The sequence below is a fragment of the Streptomyces lincolnensis genome (assembly GCF_021173675.1).
Taxonomy (GTDB): domain Bacteria; phylum Actinomycetota; class Actinomycetes; order Streptomycetales; family Streptomycetaceae; genus Streptomyces; species Streptomyces lincolnensis_B.
The window spans coordinates 110,971-126,682 of the sequence record NZ_JAIHON010000007.1 but is presented as its reverse complement, the minus strand read 5'-3'; the positions used below and the strand labels follow the sequence as shown (position 1 = coordinate 126,682).

14 protein-coding genes are annotated in these 15,712 nt (G+C 72.9%); 4 read left to right on the top strand and 10 right to left on the bottom strand.

Translation table 11 applies throughout. The annotated features are described in order from the left end of the window. Positions 1–8: 8 nt before the first annotated feature. Positions 9–1,142, top strand: a complete 1,134-nt coding sequence (locus K4B79_RS21525; RefSeq protein WP_374208504.1) for a S1 family peptidase — start codon at positions 9–11, stop codon at positions 1,140–1,142. A 111-nt stretch (positions 1,143–1,253) separates the two neighbouring features. On the opposite strand, the gene K4B79_RS21520 is transcribed toward K4B79_RS21525, so the two are convergent. From K4B79_RS21520 to K4B79_RS21490, 7 genes are all read right to left on the bottom strand, one after another. Continuing rightward, positions 1,254–2,447, bottom strand: a complete 1,194-nt coding sequence (locus K4B79_RS21520) for a cytochrome P450 (protein WP_232028466.1) — start codon at positions 2,445–2,447, stop codon at positions 1,254–1,256. A 29-nt stretch (positions 2,448–2,476) separates the two neighbouring features. Then, positions 2,477–3,853 (bottom strand): alkaline phosphatase family protein, encoded by a 1,377-nt coding sequence (locus K4B79_RS21515; protein ID WP_232028465.1) that lies wholly within the window; start codon positions 3,851–3,853, stop codon positions 2,477–2,479. Further along, positions 3,850–5,082: a metabolite traffic protein EboE gene (gene eboE / locus K4B79_RS21510; RefSeq protein WP_232028464.1), complete on the bottom strand. Its 1,233-nt coding sequence runs from the start codon at positions 5,080–5,082 to the stop codon at positions 3,850–3,852. Before eboE ends, K4B79_RS21515 begins: the two co-directional genes overlap by 4 nt. A gap of 7 nt (positions 5,083–5,089) precedes the next feature. Then, positions 5,090–5,944 carry a TatD family hydrolase gene (locus K4B79_RS21505; protein ID WP_232028463.1) on the bottom strand — a complete coding sequence of 285 codons (855 nt, stop codon included), beginning with the start codon at positions 5,942–5,944 and terminating at the stop codon, positions 5,090–5,092. Then, positions 5,944–6,675 carry an EboA domain-containing protein gene (locus K4B79_RS21500; protein WP_232028462.1) on the bottom strand — a complete coding sequence of 244 codons (732 nt, stop codon included), beginning with the start codon at positions 6,673–6,675 and terminating at the stop codon, positions 5,944–5,946. The genes K4B79_RS21505 and K4B79_RS21500 overlap by 1 nt, the downstream gene beginning before the upstream one ends. Before the next feature lie 155 nt (positions 6,676–6,830). Next, complete coding sequence (locus K4B79_RS21495; RefSeq protein WP_232028894.1) at positions 6,831–7,691, bottom strand: sugar phosphate isomerase/epimerase family protein; 861 nt, start codon at positions 7,689–7,691, stop codon at positions 6,831–6,833. Between the two features lie 542 nt (positions 7,692–8,233). Further along, on the bottom strand, positions 8,234–9,133 hold the full coding sequence (locus K4B79_RS21490) for an SCO3242 family prenyltransferase (RefSeq protein ID WP_232028461.1): 900 nt from the start codon (positions 9,131–9,133) through the stop codon (positions 8,234–8,236). Between the two features lie 182 nt (positions 9,134–9,315). Between K4B79_RS21490 and K4B79_RS21485 the strand changes: the two genes are divergently transcribed. Then, entirely contained in the window at positions 9,316–10,017 is a 702-nt protein-coding gene (locus K4B79_RS21485; protein WP_232028460.1) for a ThuA domain-containing protein, read from the top strand. Next, the gene (locus tag K4B79_RS21480) at positions 9,996–11,108 is read left to right on the top strand and encodes a Gfo/Idh/MocA family protein (RefSeq protein ID WP_232028459.1); all 1,113 of its coding nucleotides are present in this window, start codon (positions 9,996–9,998) and stop codon (positions 11,106–11,108) included. Before K4B79_RS21485 ends, K4B79_RS21480 begins: the two co-directional genes overlap by 22 nt. A 7-nt stretch (positions 11,109–11,115) precedes the next feature. On the opposite strand, the gene K4B79_RS21475 is transcribed toward K4B79_RS21480, so the two are convergent. Genes K4B79_RS21475 through K4B79_RS21465 form a run of 3 tightly spaced genes read right to left on the bottom strand, consistent with a single transcriptional unit; the run spans position 11,116 to position 14,238 of the window. Beyond that, positions 11,116–12,018 carry an HpcH/HpaI aldolase/citrate lyase family protein gene (locus tag K4B79_RS21475; RefSeq protein ID WP_232028458.1) on the bottom strand — a complete coding sequence of 301 codons (903 nt, stop codon included), beginning with the start codon at positions 12,016–12,018 and terminating at the stop codon, positions 11,116–11,118. Continuing rightward, positions 12,008–13,219, bottom strand: coding sequence for a CaiB/BaiF CoA transferase family protein (locus K4B79_RS21470; RefSeq protein WP_232028457.1), 1,212 nt, complete (start codon positions 13,217–13,219; stop codon positions 12,008–12,010). The genes K4B79_RS21475 and K4B79_RS21470 overlap by 11 nt, the downstream gene beginning before the upstream one ends. A 56-nt stretch (positions 13,220–13,275) precedes the next feature. Continuing rightward, complete coding sequence (locus K4B79_RS21465) at positions 13,276–14,238, bottom strand: LysR family transcriptional regulator (protein ID WP_232028456.1); 963 nt, start codon at positions 14,236–14,238, stop codon at positions 13,276–13,278. Between the two features lie 145 nt (positions 14,239–14,383). Here K4B79_RS21465 and K4B79_RS21460 point away from each other — a divergent pair, with 145 nt between their 5' ends. Further along, on the top strand, positions 14,384–15,697 hold the full coding sequence (locus K4B79_RS21460) for a CitMHS family transporter (protein ID WP_232028455.1): 1,314 nt from the start codon (positions 14,384–14,386) through the stop codon (positions 15,695–15,697). The last annotated feature ends 15 nt before the right edge of the window (positions 15,698–15,712 follow it).

Sequence of the window (15,712 nt, the reverse complement as noted above, 5' to 3'; positions counted from 1 at the left end):
CCACAGCCATGCGCACCGGACTGTCCGCACTCCTCCTGCTCGGCACCTGGGCGACGGCGAGCGTCCTGCCCGCCTCCGCCGCCGACACTCCCCCACGCTCCACCGAAGCACCGGCCTCCGCCGGTCTCCTCTCCGCGATGCAGCGCGACCTGGGCCTGACGAGGAGTCAGGCCGAGGAGCGGCTGTCCGCCGAGAAGAAGGCGACGGCCGTGGAACGCAAGGCGAAAGACGTCGCCGGTTCGTCCTACGGCGGCTCCTGGTTCGACGCGGAGCGCGGCACGCTGACCGTCGCCGTCACGCGTGGAGCGAGCGTGGACGCCGTGCGCGCGACCGGCGCGGACGTACGGCTCGTCGAGCACAGCGCCCGGCGGCTCGATGCCGTGAAGAACCGCATCGACACGCTGAACGCGCCTGACGGCGTCGCCAGTTGGTACGTCGATGCCGAGGCCAACAAGGTCGTCGTGAACGTCGTCGACGCGCAGCGGGCCGACAACGATGTCCGGAACTTCGTCGCCCAGGCCCGCGAGGCGGGCCCCGTCACCGTCCGGCACACCGCCTCCGCGCCGCAGACCCTCGCCGCCGGCACCGTGGGCGGCGACCCCTACTACACCGGCAACGTCCGCTGCTCCATAGGCTTCTCGGTGCACGGCGGGTTCGTCACGGCCGGGCACTGCGGCGGGACGGGTGCCGCCGTGTACGGCTGGGACCGGTCTTATGTCGGCACCTTCCAGGGGTCGTCGTTCCCGGGCGACGACTACGCGTGGGTGAGTGTCGGCAGCGGCTGGTGGACCGTGCCGGTGGTGCTCGGCTGGGGCACCATCCCCGACCGGCTGGTCCGCGGCTCCGCCGAGGCGCCCGTGGGTGCCTCGATCTGCCGGTCCGGCTCCACCACGCACTGGCGCTGCGGAACCGTTCTGGCCAAGAACGAGACCGTCAACTACAGCCAGGGTGCCGTCCATCAGATGACGAAGACGAGTGTGTGCGCCGAGGGCGGTGACTCCGGCGGCTCCTTCATCAGCGGCGACCAGGCCCAGGGCGTCACCTCCGGCGGCTGGGGCAACTGCTCCAGCGGCGGCGAGACCTGGTACCAGCCGGTCAACGAGATCCTCAACCGGTACGGGCTGCGGCTCCACACGGCCTGACCCGCACCACCTGATGCACACCGCCTGATCCGCACGGCCTGATCCGCGTCGCGGCGGGCGCGCGGGCTCCGTGGCGCACGACGGTCCACGGAGCCCGTTCGGTCGCGCCCCCTACCAGGCCACGGGCAGCTCCCGTACGCCGTGGATCGCGCGGCCCTCGAAGGCGTACTCCTCGGGAGCGGTGCCGGTCAGGCGCAGTCCGGGCAGCCGCCGGAAGAGCATCGGCAGCGCGATCTGGAGTTCGGCCCGGGCCAGCGACTGGCCCAGGCAGTGGTGCAGTCCGTGCCCGAAGGCCAGGTGCTGTCCGGCGTCCCGGGTGAGGTCGAGGGTGTCGGGGCCGGCGAAGACGGCCGGGTCGCGGTTGGCCACCTGGAGGGCGACCACCACGCCCTCGCCGGCCCGGACGGTGACGCCGCCGATCTCGACGTCCTCGGTGGCGATGCGGCGCATGCCGATGTGGACGACCGTCAGATAGCGCAGGAGTTCCTCCACCGCGCCCGGCACCAGGTCGTCGTCGGCGCGCAGCGCGGTGAGTTGGTCGGGGTGGCGCAGCAGGGCGATCGCGCCGAGGGAGAGCATGCTGGCGGTCGTCTCGTGTCCGGCGATCAGCAGCTGGACGAGCATCCCGGCCGCTTCCGCCGGGGTGGCCTCGCCGGTGGCGACCCGTTCCGTGGCGAGTTTGCTCATCAGGTCGTCGCCCGGTTCGCGCGACTTGGCGGCGAGGAGTTCCTGGAGGTAGCCGAAGAGGGCTGCCCAGCCGGCCCGCATCGCCTCGGGTCCGGCGGTGACGGTGGCGAAGGCGGCGGCCTGCCGGTGGATGAAGTCCCGGTCGGCGTAGGGCACTCCGAGCAGCTCGCAGATGACCAGCAGGGGCAGCGGCAGGGTGAAGTGCTCGACGAGGTCGGCGGGTTGCTCCTGTTCGACGAGGCTGTCGAGGAGCTCGCCGGTGATGGTCCGGATCGCCGGCCGCAGTTGCTCGACCCGGCGGAAGGTGAACTCGGGGATGAGCATGCGCCGCAGCCGCGTGTGGTCGGGCGGGTCCATCGAGAACAGCTGCCCGGGGGTGGGTGGCGGGGGCGTCGGCTGGAGGCCGGGGAAGCCCGGCCGGGTGTTCCGGGAGCTGAACCGCGGGTCGCTGAGGACGGCGCGGGCGTCCTCGTGCCGGGTCACGAGCCAGGGGTGCGTGTCGCCCCACAGGCTGATCCTGACGAGGGGCCGTTCGGCGAGCCAACGCCCGTACTCGGGGGCGGGATCGAGGAGGGGGCGGCGGGTGGGCAGGGGTGGCGGGGTGTCGGTCGTGTGCATGTGGGGGGCTCCGGTGCGTGGTGCGGGGGTCAGGGTGCGGGGATGCCGGCCAGGGTCAGGAGGAGGTCCTTGACCTCGGTCGCGTCGATGTCGTCCCGGGCGAGGTCGGGCCGGGAGCAGAGCAGGACGGGGCTGTCCTGCGGATCCCGCGGGAGACGGCCGTGACTGCCGCGTACGCCGGACGGGTCCAGGGGGACGGTCTTGATCCGGTAGCGCAGGCCGGCCTTCTTGCGGGCGACCTGGCCGATGGCGCGGGCCTTCACGCCGGGCACGGCGGGGTCGTAGAGGAGTTCGGCGGGGTCGTAGCCGGGTTTGCGGTGGATCTCGACCTGGCGGGCGAAGTCGGGGGCGCGCTCGTCGTCCAGCCAGTAGTAGTACGTGAACCAGGCGTCCGGGTCCGCCACGGCGACCAGCTCTCCGGAGCGTTCGTGCGCGAGTCCGTGGCGGGCCTTGCCGTCCTCGTCGAGCACCTCGTCCACGCCGTCGAGGCCGGCGACGATCTCCGCGGTCTTGGCGAGGTCGGCCGGGTCACGGACGTAGACGTGGGCGATCTGGTGGTCGGCGACGGCGAAGGCACGGGAGGTCCACGGGTCGAGGTACTCCATGCCGTCCTGGGTGTGGACTTCGAGCAGTCCGGCCCGGCGCAGCGCGCGGTTGATGTCGACGGGGCGGGAGACGGGCGCTATGCCGTACTCGCTGAGGATCACGACGGTGGCGTCCTCGCGGCGGAAGTGCTCCAGGAGGGGGCGCAGCGCCTCGTCGAGCCGTCGGGCCTCGCGGGCGGACTGCGGGGAGCCGGGGCCGGAGCGCTGGGGCTCGTAGTCCAGGTGCGGGACGTAGACCAGGGTCAGGTCGGGGCGGTGCTCGTCGAAGATCTGGCGGGCCGCGGCGAGGATCCACTGGCTGGAGGGCATGCCCGCGTTGGGTCCCCAGTAGGTGAACAGGGGGAACGGGCCCAGCCTGTCGGTGAGTTCGTCGTGCAGGGCGGGCGGGCGGGTGTAGCAGTCGGGTTCCTTGCGGCCGTCGGAGTAGTAGACGGGGCGCGGGGTGACGGTGAGGTCGACGTCGGCGCCCATGGCGTACCACCAGCAGACGTTGGCGACCTTGTAGTCGGGCCGGGAACGGCGGGCGGTGTGCCAGATCTTCTCCCCGCCGACCAGGGCGTTGTGCTGCCGCCACAGCAGCACTTCGCCCAGGTCGCGGAAGTACCAGCCGTTGCCGACGACACCGTGCTCGGAGGGCCGGGTGCCGGTGAGGAGGGTGGACTGCACGGAGCAGGTCACGGCGGGCAGCACGGTGCCCAGGCGGGCCTGGAAGCCCTGGTCGGCGACGGCCGAGACGGCGGGCATGTGGCGCAGCATGCGGGGGGTGAGTCCGACGATGTCGAGGACGACCAGTCTCGTCATGAGAGGCGTTCCTTTCGCGGGAGGGACTGCGGGAGCGGCTGTGGGAGCGGCTGTGGGAGGGATTTCAGGCCGAGGTCCTCGAAACGGTCGCGGGTCCAGGCCAGTTCGGCGGCCAGGCCCGCGACGAGGCCCGCGCGGTCCTTCGGGCGCAGGTGTGCGGGCAGCACCGACCAGGTGTAGGTCTCGACCTCGATGTGGTCGGTGAGCGCCCGCGGTCCGCCGACCAGCTCCCTCAGTGCGGCGGTCAGTTCGGGCGCCGTGGTGCGCAACGGCGGTTCGGGGTCGGCGTGCAGGGGTGCGTGGAAGTGCACCCGCCAGGCGGAGCCGCTGTCCAGGCCGCCGGCGAGGGCGTCCGGGAGGTCGTCCACTCCGGTGACCGCGCCGGTGACCGCGCCGCCGGTGGCGGTACGGGTCTGGTGCAGGAAACGGGGCTCGGCGAACCGGGCGAGGGCGCGCCGGGCCTCGGGGTCGGCCGGGTCGTCGGCCTGGAGGGCGCTGGACGCCTGGACCTTGACGACCGGAAGGCCGGCGTCGGCGAGGCGGCGCAGCGCCTGGGCGGGTTCCTCGAACTGTACGGCGAGATGGCAGGTGTCCAGGCAGATCCCGAGCCGTTCGGGGTCCACTCCCCCGAGTTCCCGGGCGGCCTGGACGGTGTTCTCCACCACGCAGCCGGGTTCGGGCTCGAAGCCGACCCGGACCGCTCTGCCGGTCTCGTTCTCCAACCGCGCCAGTTCCGAGGCGAGTTGATCCGTGGCCCGGCGGGCCGCGTCCCGGGCGGCGGTCGGCCAGGGGGCGCGCCAGGCCAGGGGCAGGGTGGAGACACTGCCGCGGCGGGCGTCGTCCGGCAGGAGGCCTGTCAGGACCCGGGCGCAGTCGACGGTGTAGCGCAGGCGGGCGGGGTCGGTCCAGTCGGGCAGGTAGACGTCCTTCTTGACGACCTCGCGGTGGAATCCGCCGTAGGGGAAGGCGTTGAGGGTGACGGTCTCCAGGCCGCGGGTGGTCAGCTCCGCGCGTAGACGGCGTACGGCGTCGGGGTGCTCCGACAGTTCGGTGACCACGTCACGGGCCAGCCACAGGCCGATGCCGAGCAGGTCGGCGCCGAGGGTGTGCCGTACCGGCTCGGTGTGGGAGGCGAGTTGGGCCACCACGCCGTCGAGGTCCTCGGCCTGGTGGACGTTGCTGCAGTAGGCGAGGTGGACGGTGGTGCCGTCGTTGTGCCGGAAGCGCACCGGAGGCTCACTCCCCGCCGCGTTTGATCGAGTTGCCCTCGAAGAGTGCCGTGTCGTCCTGCTTGACGTCTTCGAGGTCCAGGCGGCCGCTCTGGCCGTAGAAGGCCACCGGGTTGCGCCACATGACCTGGTCGACGGTGTCGTCGTCGAAGCCGGCGGCGAGCATCGCGTCGGCGGTCTTCCTGGTCTTGAGGGGATCGCTGCGGCCCCAGTCGGCGGCCGAGTTGACGAGCATCCGGTCGGTGCCGTGCTCCTTCAGGATCCGCACCATGCGGTCCTCGCTCATCTTGGTGTCCGGGTAGATGGAGAAGCCCATCCAGCAGCCGCTGTCGGCGACCTTGTCCACCGTGAGTTCGGTGAGGTGGTCGACGAGGACGTGCTCGGGCGGGATGCCGGACTCGCGGACCACGTCGAGGGTGCGGCGGGTGCCGACGGCCTTGTCGCGGTGCGGGGTGTGGACCAGCACGGGCAGCTCGTGCTCGACGGCGAGCTGGAGCTGGCGGGCCAGCGCCTCGTCCTCCTCGGGGGTCATGGAGTCGTAGCCGATCTCGCCGACGGCCACCACGCCGTCCTTGGCGAGGTAGCGGGGCAGTACGTCCAACACCCCTGTGCAGCGGGGGTCGTTGGCCTCCTTGGGGTTGAGGGCGATGGTGCAGCGGTGCTGGATGCCGAACTGGGCGGCGCGGTACGGCTCCCAGCCGAGCAGGGCGTCGAAGTAGTCGGTGAAGCTGGCCACCGAGGTGCGCGGCTGGCCGAGCCAGAACGACGGCTCGACCACGGCCCGAACGCCGGCCGCGTACATCGCCTCGTAGTCGTCGGTGGTGCGGGAGGTCATGTGGATGTGGGGGTCGAAGATGCGCATCAGACGGCTCCTGCGGGCACGGCGGCCCGGTGATCGGCGAGGGCCCGCTGCGCCGCGGCGCGGCGCTCGGGCACGGGTGAGTCGGTCTCGGCGGGCAGTCCGGAGGCCTCCAGGACGCCCGGGTGGGCGCGCACGAGCGGCCAGATGTCGGCGGGGACGTCACGGCCGGCGGCGACCCGTTCATGGGCGAAGTCGGCCAGCATGCGGGCGAGTTCCCGGTCCGCGCGGTCGGTCAGACCGGCGACCCGGTCCAGGGGGAGGCCGCAGAAGACGCACTTCAGTACGGCCTGCCGGTACCCGGCGTGGTCCAGGTGACGTGCGGCGTACGGGCCGAGGGCCGCCGCCATCAGGTCAGTGTCGTTGCCCCGCAGGGCCTCGCGCACCAGGGGCAGGCCCAGGTCGGCGAAGGAGGCGTCCTTGTCCTCCAGCAGCGCCAACGACCGCAGCACCACGCGCTGTTCGGCGACGTCGCCGTGATGGTGGAGGGCGGTGACCTCCTCGGCGAGCGTCGCGCCGCGCAACGGCAGGGCGGCCAGCAGCCGGGCGCGGGCGGCGTCGGCCACCGTCCAGTCGGCGAGGAGCGGTCCACGCCCGCAGCGTCGGCCGACGGCGGGGAAGACGGCGTGTACGGCGGCCGGGTCCTGTCCGACGCGGGCTTCGGCGTCCGTCAGCCAGCGCCGTGCGTCGGGGGTGAGATGTCGGTCCAGGGCTGTGGAGATGTGGGGGTCCACGGCAGGTACCTCCTGCTTTGCTGTGGGTACGGCGACGGCCGCACCGATGGGGATGTGCGCCGGGGCGGGCGGGCGTGCGTGCCGGGGCGGGGGGGCACGGCGGGGCGGGCGTGCCGGGGCGGGGGTGCGCGCCCGAGCGAAAGGGCGGTTCCGCGTCACAGCGGCTCGGCGGCCTTCAGGAACTCCAGGGAGCGGCGGGCGACTTCGGGGGCGTCGAGCGCGGCTCCCTGGATCTCCACCGAGACCGGCCCCTGGTAGCCGACGGCCTTCAGAGCGGCCAGCACCGGCGGGAAGTCGATCTCACCCGTGCCGAGTTCGAGGTGCTCGTGCACCCCACGCCGCATGTCCTCGATCTGTACGTTCACCAGATGCGGCGCCGCGAGACCGACGCAGTCCAGCAGGGGCAGGTCCTCGACGCAGTGGGCATGACCGATGTCCAGCGTGACCCCGAACAGGTCGGGCTCACCGAGTCGGCGGCGCAGTTGAAGCACCTTGTCCACGGTGTCGACGAACATGTTCGGCTCCGGCTCGAACGCCAGGGCCACACCGTGCTCCCGGGCGATGTCCAGGACCTCTTCGCACCCCACGGTCAGCTGCTTCCAGGCGTCCTCCGCCGACACGCCCCGCGGCGCCGGGCCGCTGCACAGGTGCACCGCCGGGGCGCCCAGATCCGCCGCGACGCGGATCGCCCGCGCCAGCAGATCGACGCGCCGCCCGGCGTCCCTGGCCGACATCAGCGTGGGGACGTGCTTGTGCCACGGATCCAGCAGGTAGGGCGCACCCGTCTCCACCATGACCGCCAGCCCCAGCCGCTCCAGCCGCCCCGCCAGGCGCTCGACCCGCCGGGGCAGGTCCGCGGCGAACGGGTCGAGATGAATGTGGTCGAGCGTGAGCCCTACCGAGTCGTACCCCAGGTCGGCCAGCACGGTCAGCACGTCGCCCAGCCGGTGCTGCGCGAACCCGTTGGTCCCGAAGCCGTACCGGAGCCGGCCGGTGGGGGTGGGGGGTGAGGGCATGTCGGGGCCGGGGACCGTGTCGGGGGCCGCGACGGCGGCCGGGGGTCGCTCGGGGCTCGGGTCGGTACCGGGACTCGCGCCCGCTTCGAGCCGCGGGGCGCCCTCGGAACCGGGGGTGTCCCTGGGGCTCCGGGCAGCCGCCGCCGGGTTGGGACCCGCCACGAACCCGGGGGCGGCCACGGCCATCCGGCGCCACGCGGTACCGACAACCGCCGCCGGCCTCACGAGCGCCCCGGGTCCAGGGGTCACCCCAAGCCCCGCCGCCGGAGCCGGACTTGATAACGCCCCCGACACTGAGGACGCCCAGGCTCCTGTCGGCGCCGGACTCAACATCACCCCGAGCCCCGAGTGACCCCCGGCTCCCGCCCCCGCCCCCGCCCCCGAAGCCGACCCGGACAACTCCCCGCGTCCCGAAGCCACCCCGAACCCCACCTCCGCAACCGCCCCCGATATCGCCCCGGATCCCGAAGCCACCCCACCCCCCGCTGCCGCCGAAGACCCCGCTGCCACCGCAGCCCCCGGTGCCGTCTCGTGTTGTGGAATCACGTCGGTGACACCTTGCGGGCGAGGCGTCGTGCCAGGGGATGGGCCAGGGCCAGGGCGCCGGCCGGGAGGGCGCTGCCGGCGGCCGCGGTGAGGGCCGCCTGGAGGGGCATCAGGGACATGATCCCGGTGCCGACGGCGGTGCGGACGTTCGTCGCGGAGGGCTCACGTACCGCGCGGACCTGCGCGGCGCCGTAGGAGGCGAGATAGCCGAGCGCACCGGTGGCCGCGCCAATGCGGGCGGTCCGGCCGCGGCGCCGTAGGCCGGGAAGGGCCGCGGCGGTCAGGGCGGTGGCGGTGCTGCCGGCGAGGGTGGCGGCGGGCAGGGCGCGGGGCGCGCCGGAGATCTCGTGGCGGCTCAGCGCCGTGACGGTGTAGGTGTGCGCGCCGATCAGGAGGGCGGCGGGCAGGGCGGTGGTCCTGCGTCCCGGCTCGGCGCCCGCCAGGACGTTCAGCGCCCTGGTGCCCGCCATCGCGGCGGGACCGGCCGGGGTGGACTTCAGGCCCAGGTCGTAGGCCCAGACCAGTCCGGTCAGGGGCAGGGCCACGCCGAGCGCCCGGCGTCCGCCCGTCAGGGCGGCCAGTCCGAGGCCGGCGGCGGTGAGTCCGGTCGCGGTGGCCAGTGCGGTGCGGCGGGCAACCCGGCCGGAGGGTATGGGGCGTTCGGGGCGCTCGACCGCGTCGACGGTCGCGTCCGCGTAGTCGTTGAGCGCCATTCCGGCCCAGTAGAGGGCGACGGAGGAGGCCATCGTGCCGAGGACGCGGGGCCGGGGCGGGCCGGCGCTCGCCACGGCACCGGCGAGTACGTCACCGGGCACGCTGAGCGCGGCGGGCAGACGTATCAGGTGCGCCAAGTCGGCGAGGCGCGGGGAGCGTTCGAAGTCGTTCGAGCCTGGCATGATCGGACCCTACGCCTCCGTTTCAATTTTGAGACAGCTCACCAGCCTCACTTCTTGTGAAGAATCCGTGTGTCCGACGCGTCGAACTGTCCGAAACTTTCGCAGAATCGGATCCCCCTTTCGTAGCGGCGAGCCACCGGCGCATAGTGATGGACGCTGTTCCACGACGTCGAAGGAACGCTATGACGCGTAAGAAAGCCCTGGTGGTACGAGGCGGCTGGGAGGGACACCGACCGGTCGAGGCAACGGAGTTGTTCCTGCCGTTTCTCCGAAACAACGGATACGACGTCCGGGTCGAGGAGTCGACCGACGTCTACGAGGACGCCGAGGAGATGGCCGGCACCGATCTCGTCGTGCAGTGCGTGACGATGTCGGCGATCACCTCCGAGCAACTGTCGGGCCTGAGCGCGGCGGTGGTCGCGGGCACCGGTCTCACCGGCTGGCACGGCGGCATCGCGGACTCCTTCCGCGCCTCCTCCGACTATCTCCACCTGGTGGGCGGGCAGTTCGCGACCCATCCGGGCAAGGAGCCGTGCGAGCGGCGGGGCGACGAGACGGACAACTTCCTGCCGCACGTCGTCTCCGTCACCGACCTCGGCCGCGAGCACCCGATCACCGCGGGCATCGAGGACTTCGAGCTGGACACCGAGCAGTACTGGGTGCTGCACGACGACCTGATCGACGTCCTGGCCACCACCACGCACCCGGTCCGGGCATGGCATCCCTGGCACCGGCCCGCCACCTCACCGGCGGTGTGGACCCGCAGGTGGGGCGCCGGGCGGATCGTGGTGACGACCCCCGGGCACAGTCTCGACGTCCTCCAGGAACCCAACGTCCGCACCGTCATCGAGAGGGGCATGCTGTGGGCGACACGCACCGCATAGGCGTCGTGGGCCTCGGGGTGATCTCCCGCGCCTATCTGGACACCCTCGTCGGCCATCCCGCCGTACGCGTCACCGCCGTCGCCGACCTCGACGCCTCCCGCTCGGCCGCGGTCGCCGCCGAACTGCCCGGCGTCGCGGCGCTGCCCGTCGGGGAGTTGCTGAGCAGCCCGGACGTGGACACGGTGCTCAACCTGACCGTCCCGGCGGCGCATGCCGAGATCGCGCTCGGCGCCATCGCCCACGGCAAGAGCGTCTACGGCGAGAAGCCGCTGGCCGCCGGCTTCACCGACGCCCAGGCCGTCCTGGCGGCGGCGACGAAGGCGGGCGTCGGTGTGGGATGTGCGCCGGACACCGTCCTGGGTACCGGGATCCAGACCGCGCGGGCGGCCGTGGAGGCGGGCGAGATCGGGCGCCCGCTGTCCGCGTCGGCCGTCATGGTCACCGCGGGGCACGAACGCTGGCACCCGCACCCCGACTTCTACTACACAACCGGGGGCGGCCCCCTGCTGGACATGGGGCCGTACTATCTCGCCTCCCTGGTCCACCTGTTGGGACCGGTGCGTGCCGTGATCGGCGCGTCCAGCCGGCTGCGCGCCGAGCGCGTCATCGGTTCCGGGCCGCGCGCGGGCGAGCGGATACCGGTCGAGGTGGACACCCATGTCTCGGGTGTGCTGGAGCACGCGGGCGGGGCGCTGACCACGATCACGACGAGCTTCGACGGCGTGGCCACCACGGCGGCACCGATCGAGGTGCACGGCGAGAGGGGGACGCTCGCGGTGCCCGACCCCAACCACTTCGACGGCGAGGTACGTCTCTTCCGCCTCGGCGAGACGCAGTGGCTCCCGTTGCCGCCCTCGGCGGGGTACGTCGGCGGCACCCGGGGCGTCGGCCTGCTCGACTTCGTCGCCGCCGACGCGGGCCGGCCGCCGCGCGCCGGCGGCGAACTCGCCCTGCACGTCCTGGAGACGATGACCGCCCTGCTCCGCTCGTCGGCCGAGGAACGCCGCATCGAGCTGACGACGTCGGCGGAGCCTCCCGCGCCCGTCCCGCTCACGGCCACCGAGAAGTGGAGGGGCCCGCAGACGGCCTGACGGAACGTCACCTATGGCGGCTGCGGGCCAGGACCTCGCGGGACGCCGCCGCCATCGCCTCGTCGACCATGCGGCCCTCGAAGCGCACCGCCCCCGCCCCTTCGGCCTGCGCCCGCTCCACGGCGGCGATCAGCCGTGCGTGGCGGGCGAGTTCGTCCTCGCCGGGCGTGAACACATCGTTGACAACCGGGACATGGGACGGATGGATGACCATCATGCCCTCGTAGCCGAGAGCCCGGTTGTCGGCGGCGAAGCGCTCCAGCCCCGTCAGGTCGGGGATGTCGGCCCACAGTCCGGCCACCGGGTGGGGGCGACCCGCGGCACGTGCGTCGAGCAGGACGCGGGCGCGCAGGTCGCGGGTCTCGGTGCCCTCGGGGCTCCACCGGTAGCCCACGGCACGCTCGACGTCGCCGCCCGGTGCGGTCAGCGCGCCGAGGTGGGCGACGCGGTCCGCGGCCCGTCCGATGTCGTAGGCCTCCCGCAGGGCCCGTGCCGTCTCCAGCAGCGGCAGGAGCGCGAAGTGCCCCTGGGGCAGGCCCTGTTCACGCTCGCACCAGGACAGCAGTCGGTCGGCCAGCCGGATGTCGTCGGCGGACGACACCTTGGGCAGGACGACGCCGTAGAGGCCCGGCCGGGCGACGGCACGCAGGTCGTCGGCGCCGCGCCAACCGCCGTCCGTGGAGAGCGGGTTGACGCGGACGAGCAGCCGCATCGGACCGTACGAGGCGGCGAGGGCGTGGGCGACGGAGTCCCGTGCGGCGTCCTTGGCGTCCTCCGGTACGGCGTCCTCCAGGTCCACAACAGCCGCGTCGGCGCCCGCAGCCGCGGCCTTGGGCAGCCAGTCGGTCCGGTTGCCGGGCACGAACAGCAGGGAACGCAAGGCGGTACGGCGAGGCGGCTCAGATGACACCGAGGTCCTCCAGCTTCGCGCGCCGTCCGGCGTCGATGCCGAGCCAGTCGCCGTAGACGAGGTCGTTGTCGGCGCCGAGGGCCGGGCCCGTGCGCCAGACCGCGCCGGGGACGCGGCGGAAGTGCGGCAGGACGGCCTGCATCCGGACCGGGCCGAGGTCGGGGTCGTCGACGGTGACGATGTCCTCGCGTTCGGCGTAGACCGGGTCGGCGGCGATGTCGGCGGCGTCGAAGACGCGGGAGGCGACCACCTCGGCGCGCTCGAAGGCGGCCAGGCACTCCGCGGATGTGCGTTCCGCGATCCAGGCGCACAGACCCTCGTCCAGGCGTTCCCGTCCGGCGTGCTGCTGTTCCGTCGTGGCGAACTGTTCCTCCGGCAGCCCGAGCAGCCGGGCCACGTTCTGGACCGAGCGCACGGTGGCGGAGGTGACGGTGAGCCAGTCGTCGTCGCGGGTGCGGTAGGTGTTGATGACGGCGGCCGGGGCGACGGCGAGCTGGTTGCCGGCCCGCTGCGGTGCCGTACCGAGCTGGTCGTGTGTGATCACCTGCCATTCGACCAGCCGGAACAGCGGTTCGAAGAGGGCGAGGTCGATCCACTCGCCGTCGAAGGCGGGATCGGTGTGGCGGCGGTGCAGGGCGGCGAGGACGGCGTAGGCGCCCATGAGGCCGGTGACGGCGTCGCCGTGCGAGAAGCCGGTGTGCACGGGCGGCCCGTCCGGGAAGCCGGTCAGGTGGACCACCCCGCTGCGGGCCTCGCCCATCTTGCCGAAACCGGGGGCGTCGGCCTTGGAGGACGTGGCGCCGAAGCCGGAGATCTGGAGCAGCACCGCGCGCGGGTTGAGGGCGTGCACGGCCTCCCAGTCCAGCCCCCAGGTGCGCAGCCGGCCCGCCCGCAGGGTCACGATCACCACGTCGGCCCAGGCGACCAGACGGTGGGCGATCTCCCGGCCCTCCTCGTGGTGCAGGTCCAGCGTCACGGACCGTTTGTTGCGGCCGGCGACCTTGAACCACAGGGGTACGCCGTCGCGTTTCGGTCCCATCGCGCGGGCCGCGTCGCCGGTGCCGGGCGGCTCCACGTGCACCACGTCGGCGCCCTGGTCGGCGAGGAGTGATCCGGCGAGCGGTCCGGCCACCACATGGGCGAACTCCACCACCTTCAGTCCCGTCAACTGCCCCTGTCGCGCACTGCTGCGGTCGTCCATGCCGTCCAGGCTGCGGGGCGGCTCGTATGCCCGTCCAGCAAGGAAGGGCGATCAATTCATGCGGATGCCGCATGAGTCGGTGCCGTCGTCCCGTCCTCCCAGGCCACGCCGTCCGGCAGCTCGTACGACGACGTCCTGAACTCCTCCAGCTGCTCCAGGAAGCCGCGTGCCCCGGGCGGCAGGGTCCGGCGGACGGGCAGGACGACGTACAGCCGCCGTTCGACGACCGGGTCCACGAGCGGGCGGCGCACCCATCGGCCGGGCGGCACCAGCGGGTGCACCAGTGCGGGCATGGCGGACACCCCGAGTCCGGCGGCGACCAGTCCGCCGACCGTGGCCACGTTGCCCGCCTCGGCCGCCGGACGCGTCTCGACGCCGGCCTGGGCGAAGGCCTCGTCGGTGATGCGGCGCACGCTGGAGTCGGCGCCCACGGCGAGGAAGGGCTCGCGGCCCAGCTCCTGCCAGGTCACCTGCTCCCGCTCGGCCAGCGGGTGCCCTTCGGGCAGGACGGCGTCGAAGCGGTCGCGGACCAGCGGGCGCAGGTCGAGTCCGCGGGTGCGGGGCCGGGCCACGGTGGTGATCGCGAAGTCCGCCTCGCCGTCCACCACCCGTGCCAGCGCGGCCCGTTCGAGGCCGTCGAGGATCCGCACGGTCACCTCGGGGCGGCTCTCCCGGAAGGCCGAGATGACCGGCGGCAGCAGGACGGCGGCGAGTGAGGGCAGAGTCGCCAGAGCCACCGTGCCGCGCTCGCCGGCCACATAGCGGCCGAGCTGGGCGATGCCCGCCCGGTGCGTGGCGAGGATCTGGTCGGCGATGCGCAGCGCCTCCGCGCCCGCCGGGGTGAGCTGCACATTGCGGGTGTCGCGCTCCAACAGCCGCATACCCAGGGTGCGTTCGAGTTCGGCGACGGCCCGGCTGAGCGAGGACTGGGACACGTGCAGCTCGGCGGCGGCGGCCGTGAAGCTCACGGCGCGGGCGACGGCGGCGTAGGCGGTGAGCTGGCGCAGGGTGACGTCCATGGTGCGCGAGCGTAGGCGTGCCGGTCGTCCGGGGGAACTGTTGCGCCAAACGCATGGACAGATGCGTGTTCGATGCTGGACGCGGATCTTTCCGCGCTCGGACACTCGTCGGCAACACCGGCCGGACGAGGAAGTGGGCGGGATCATGCTGGCGGCACTCGGCTTCTGCACCATCGGCGCGTTTTTGCTGCTCACCATGACCAAACGGGTGTCGGTCCTGGTCGCCCTGGTGCTGTTGCCGGTGCTGGCCGCGCTCGTCGGCGGGCACGGGGGCGACATCGGGCCGATGGCCCTGGACGGTCTGACCAAGGTCGCGCCCACCGGCATCATGATCGCGTTCGCGGTCCTCTACTTCAGCCTGATGATCGACGCCGGTCTCTTCGAACCGCTGATCCGCGCGATCCTGCGCTCCGCCCAGGGGGACCCGGTGCGCATCGCGGTCGGCACCGCGGTGCTGACGATCTGCGTCGCCCTCGACGGCGACGGCGCGTCCACCTTCCTCATCACCGTCTCCGCGCTGCTGCCGGTCTACCGGCGCCTCGGCATGAGCCGTCTGGTGCTCGCCGGGATCGTCGCCCTCGGCGCGGGCCTGATGAACCTGGTGCCGTGGGGCGGTCCGACCGCTCGGGCCGCCGCCGCGCTCAAGCTCGACACCTCCGACATCATCACGCCGTTGCTCCCGGCCCTCGGGGCGGGCATCGTGTGGGTGCTGCTGGCCGCCTACCTCATCGGCCGCCGCGAACGCACCCGCCTGGGCAGCCTGGCCCCCGAGGAGCGCGCGGAAGCGACGGCGGCCGTCGGCGACGGGCCCGGCACCCCGCGGGTGACGGCCACTCCCCCGCGCGCCCTGACGGTGTTCAACCTGCTGCTCACCGTCGCCCTGCTGGTCTGCCTGGTGCTGGAGACCATGCCGCTGCCCGTGCTGTTCGTGGTCGCCTTCGTGATCGCACTGCTCGTCAACCACCCGCGCTGGGAGGACCAGCAGACGCTGCTGGAGAAGCACAGCAAGAGCGTCGTCCTGGTCACCGCCATGATCTTCGCGGCCGGCGTGTTCACCGGCGTCCTCACCGGCACCGGCATGATCGGGCAGATGGCCGAGGCGATGGTCGAGGTCCTGCCGGACAGCGTCGGCGGGCACCTCCCGGTCATCGTCGCCGTCACCGGCATGCCGCTCAGCCTCGTCTTCACCCCGGACGCCTACTACTTCGGCGTCCTGCCCGTCCTGGCCGGCACCGCCGAGGCCTTCGGCACCGGCCACGCGGAGATCGCCCGCGCCGCCGTCCTCGGCCAGATGACCACAGGCTTCCCGCTCAGCCCGCTCACCGCCGCCACCTTCATCCTCATCGGCCTGACCGGCGTCCAGCTCGGCGAGCACCAACGGTTCATCTTCCGCTGGGCGTTCGGCACGACGCTGGTGATGACGGCTACGGCCGTGGCGACCGGTGCCCTTCCTCTGTGACTGACCGTCAGGAGT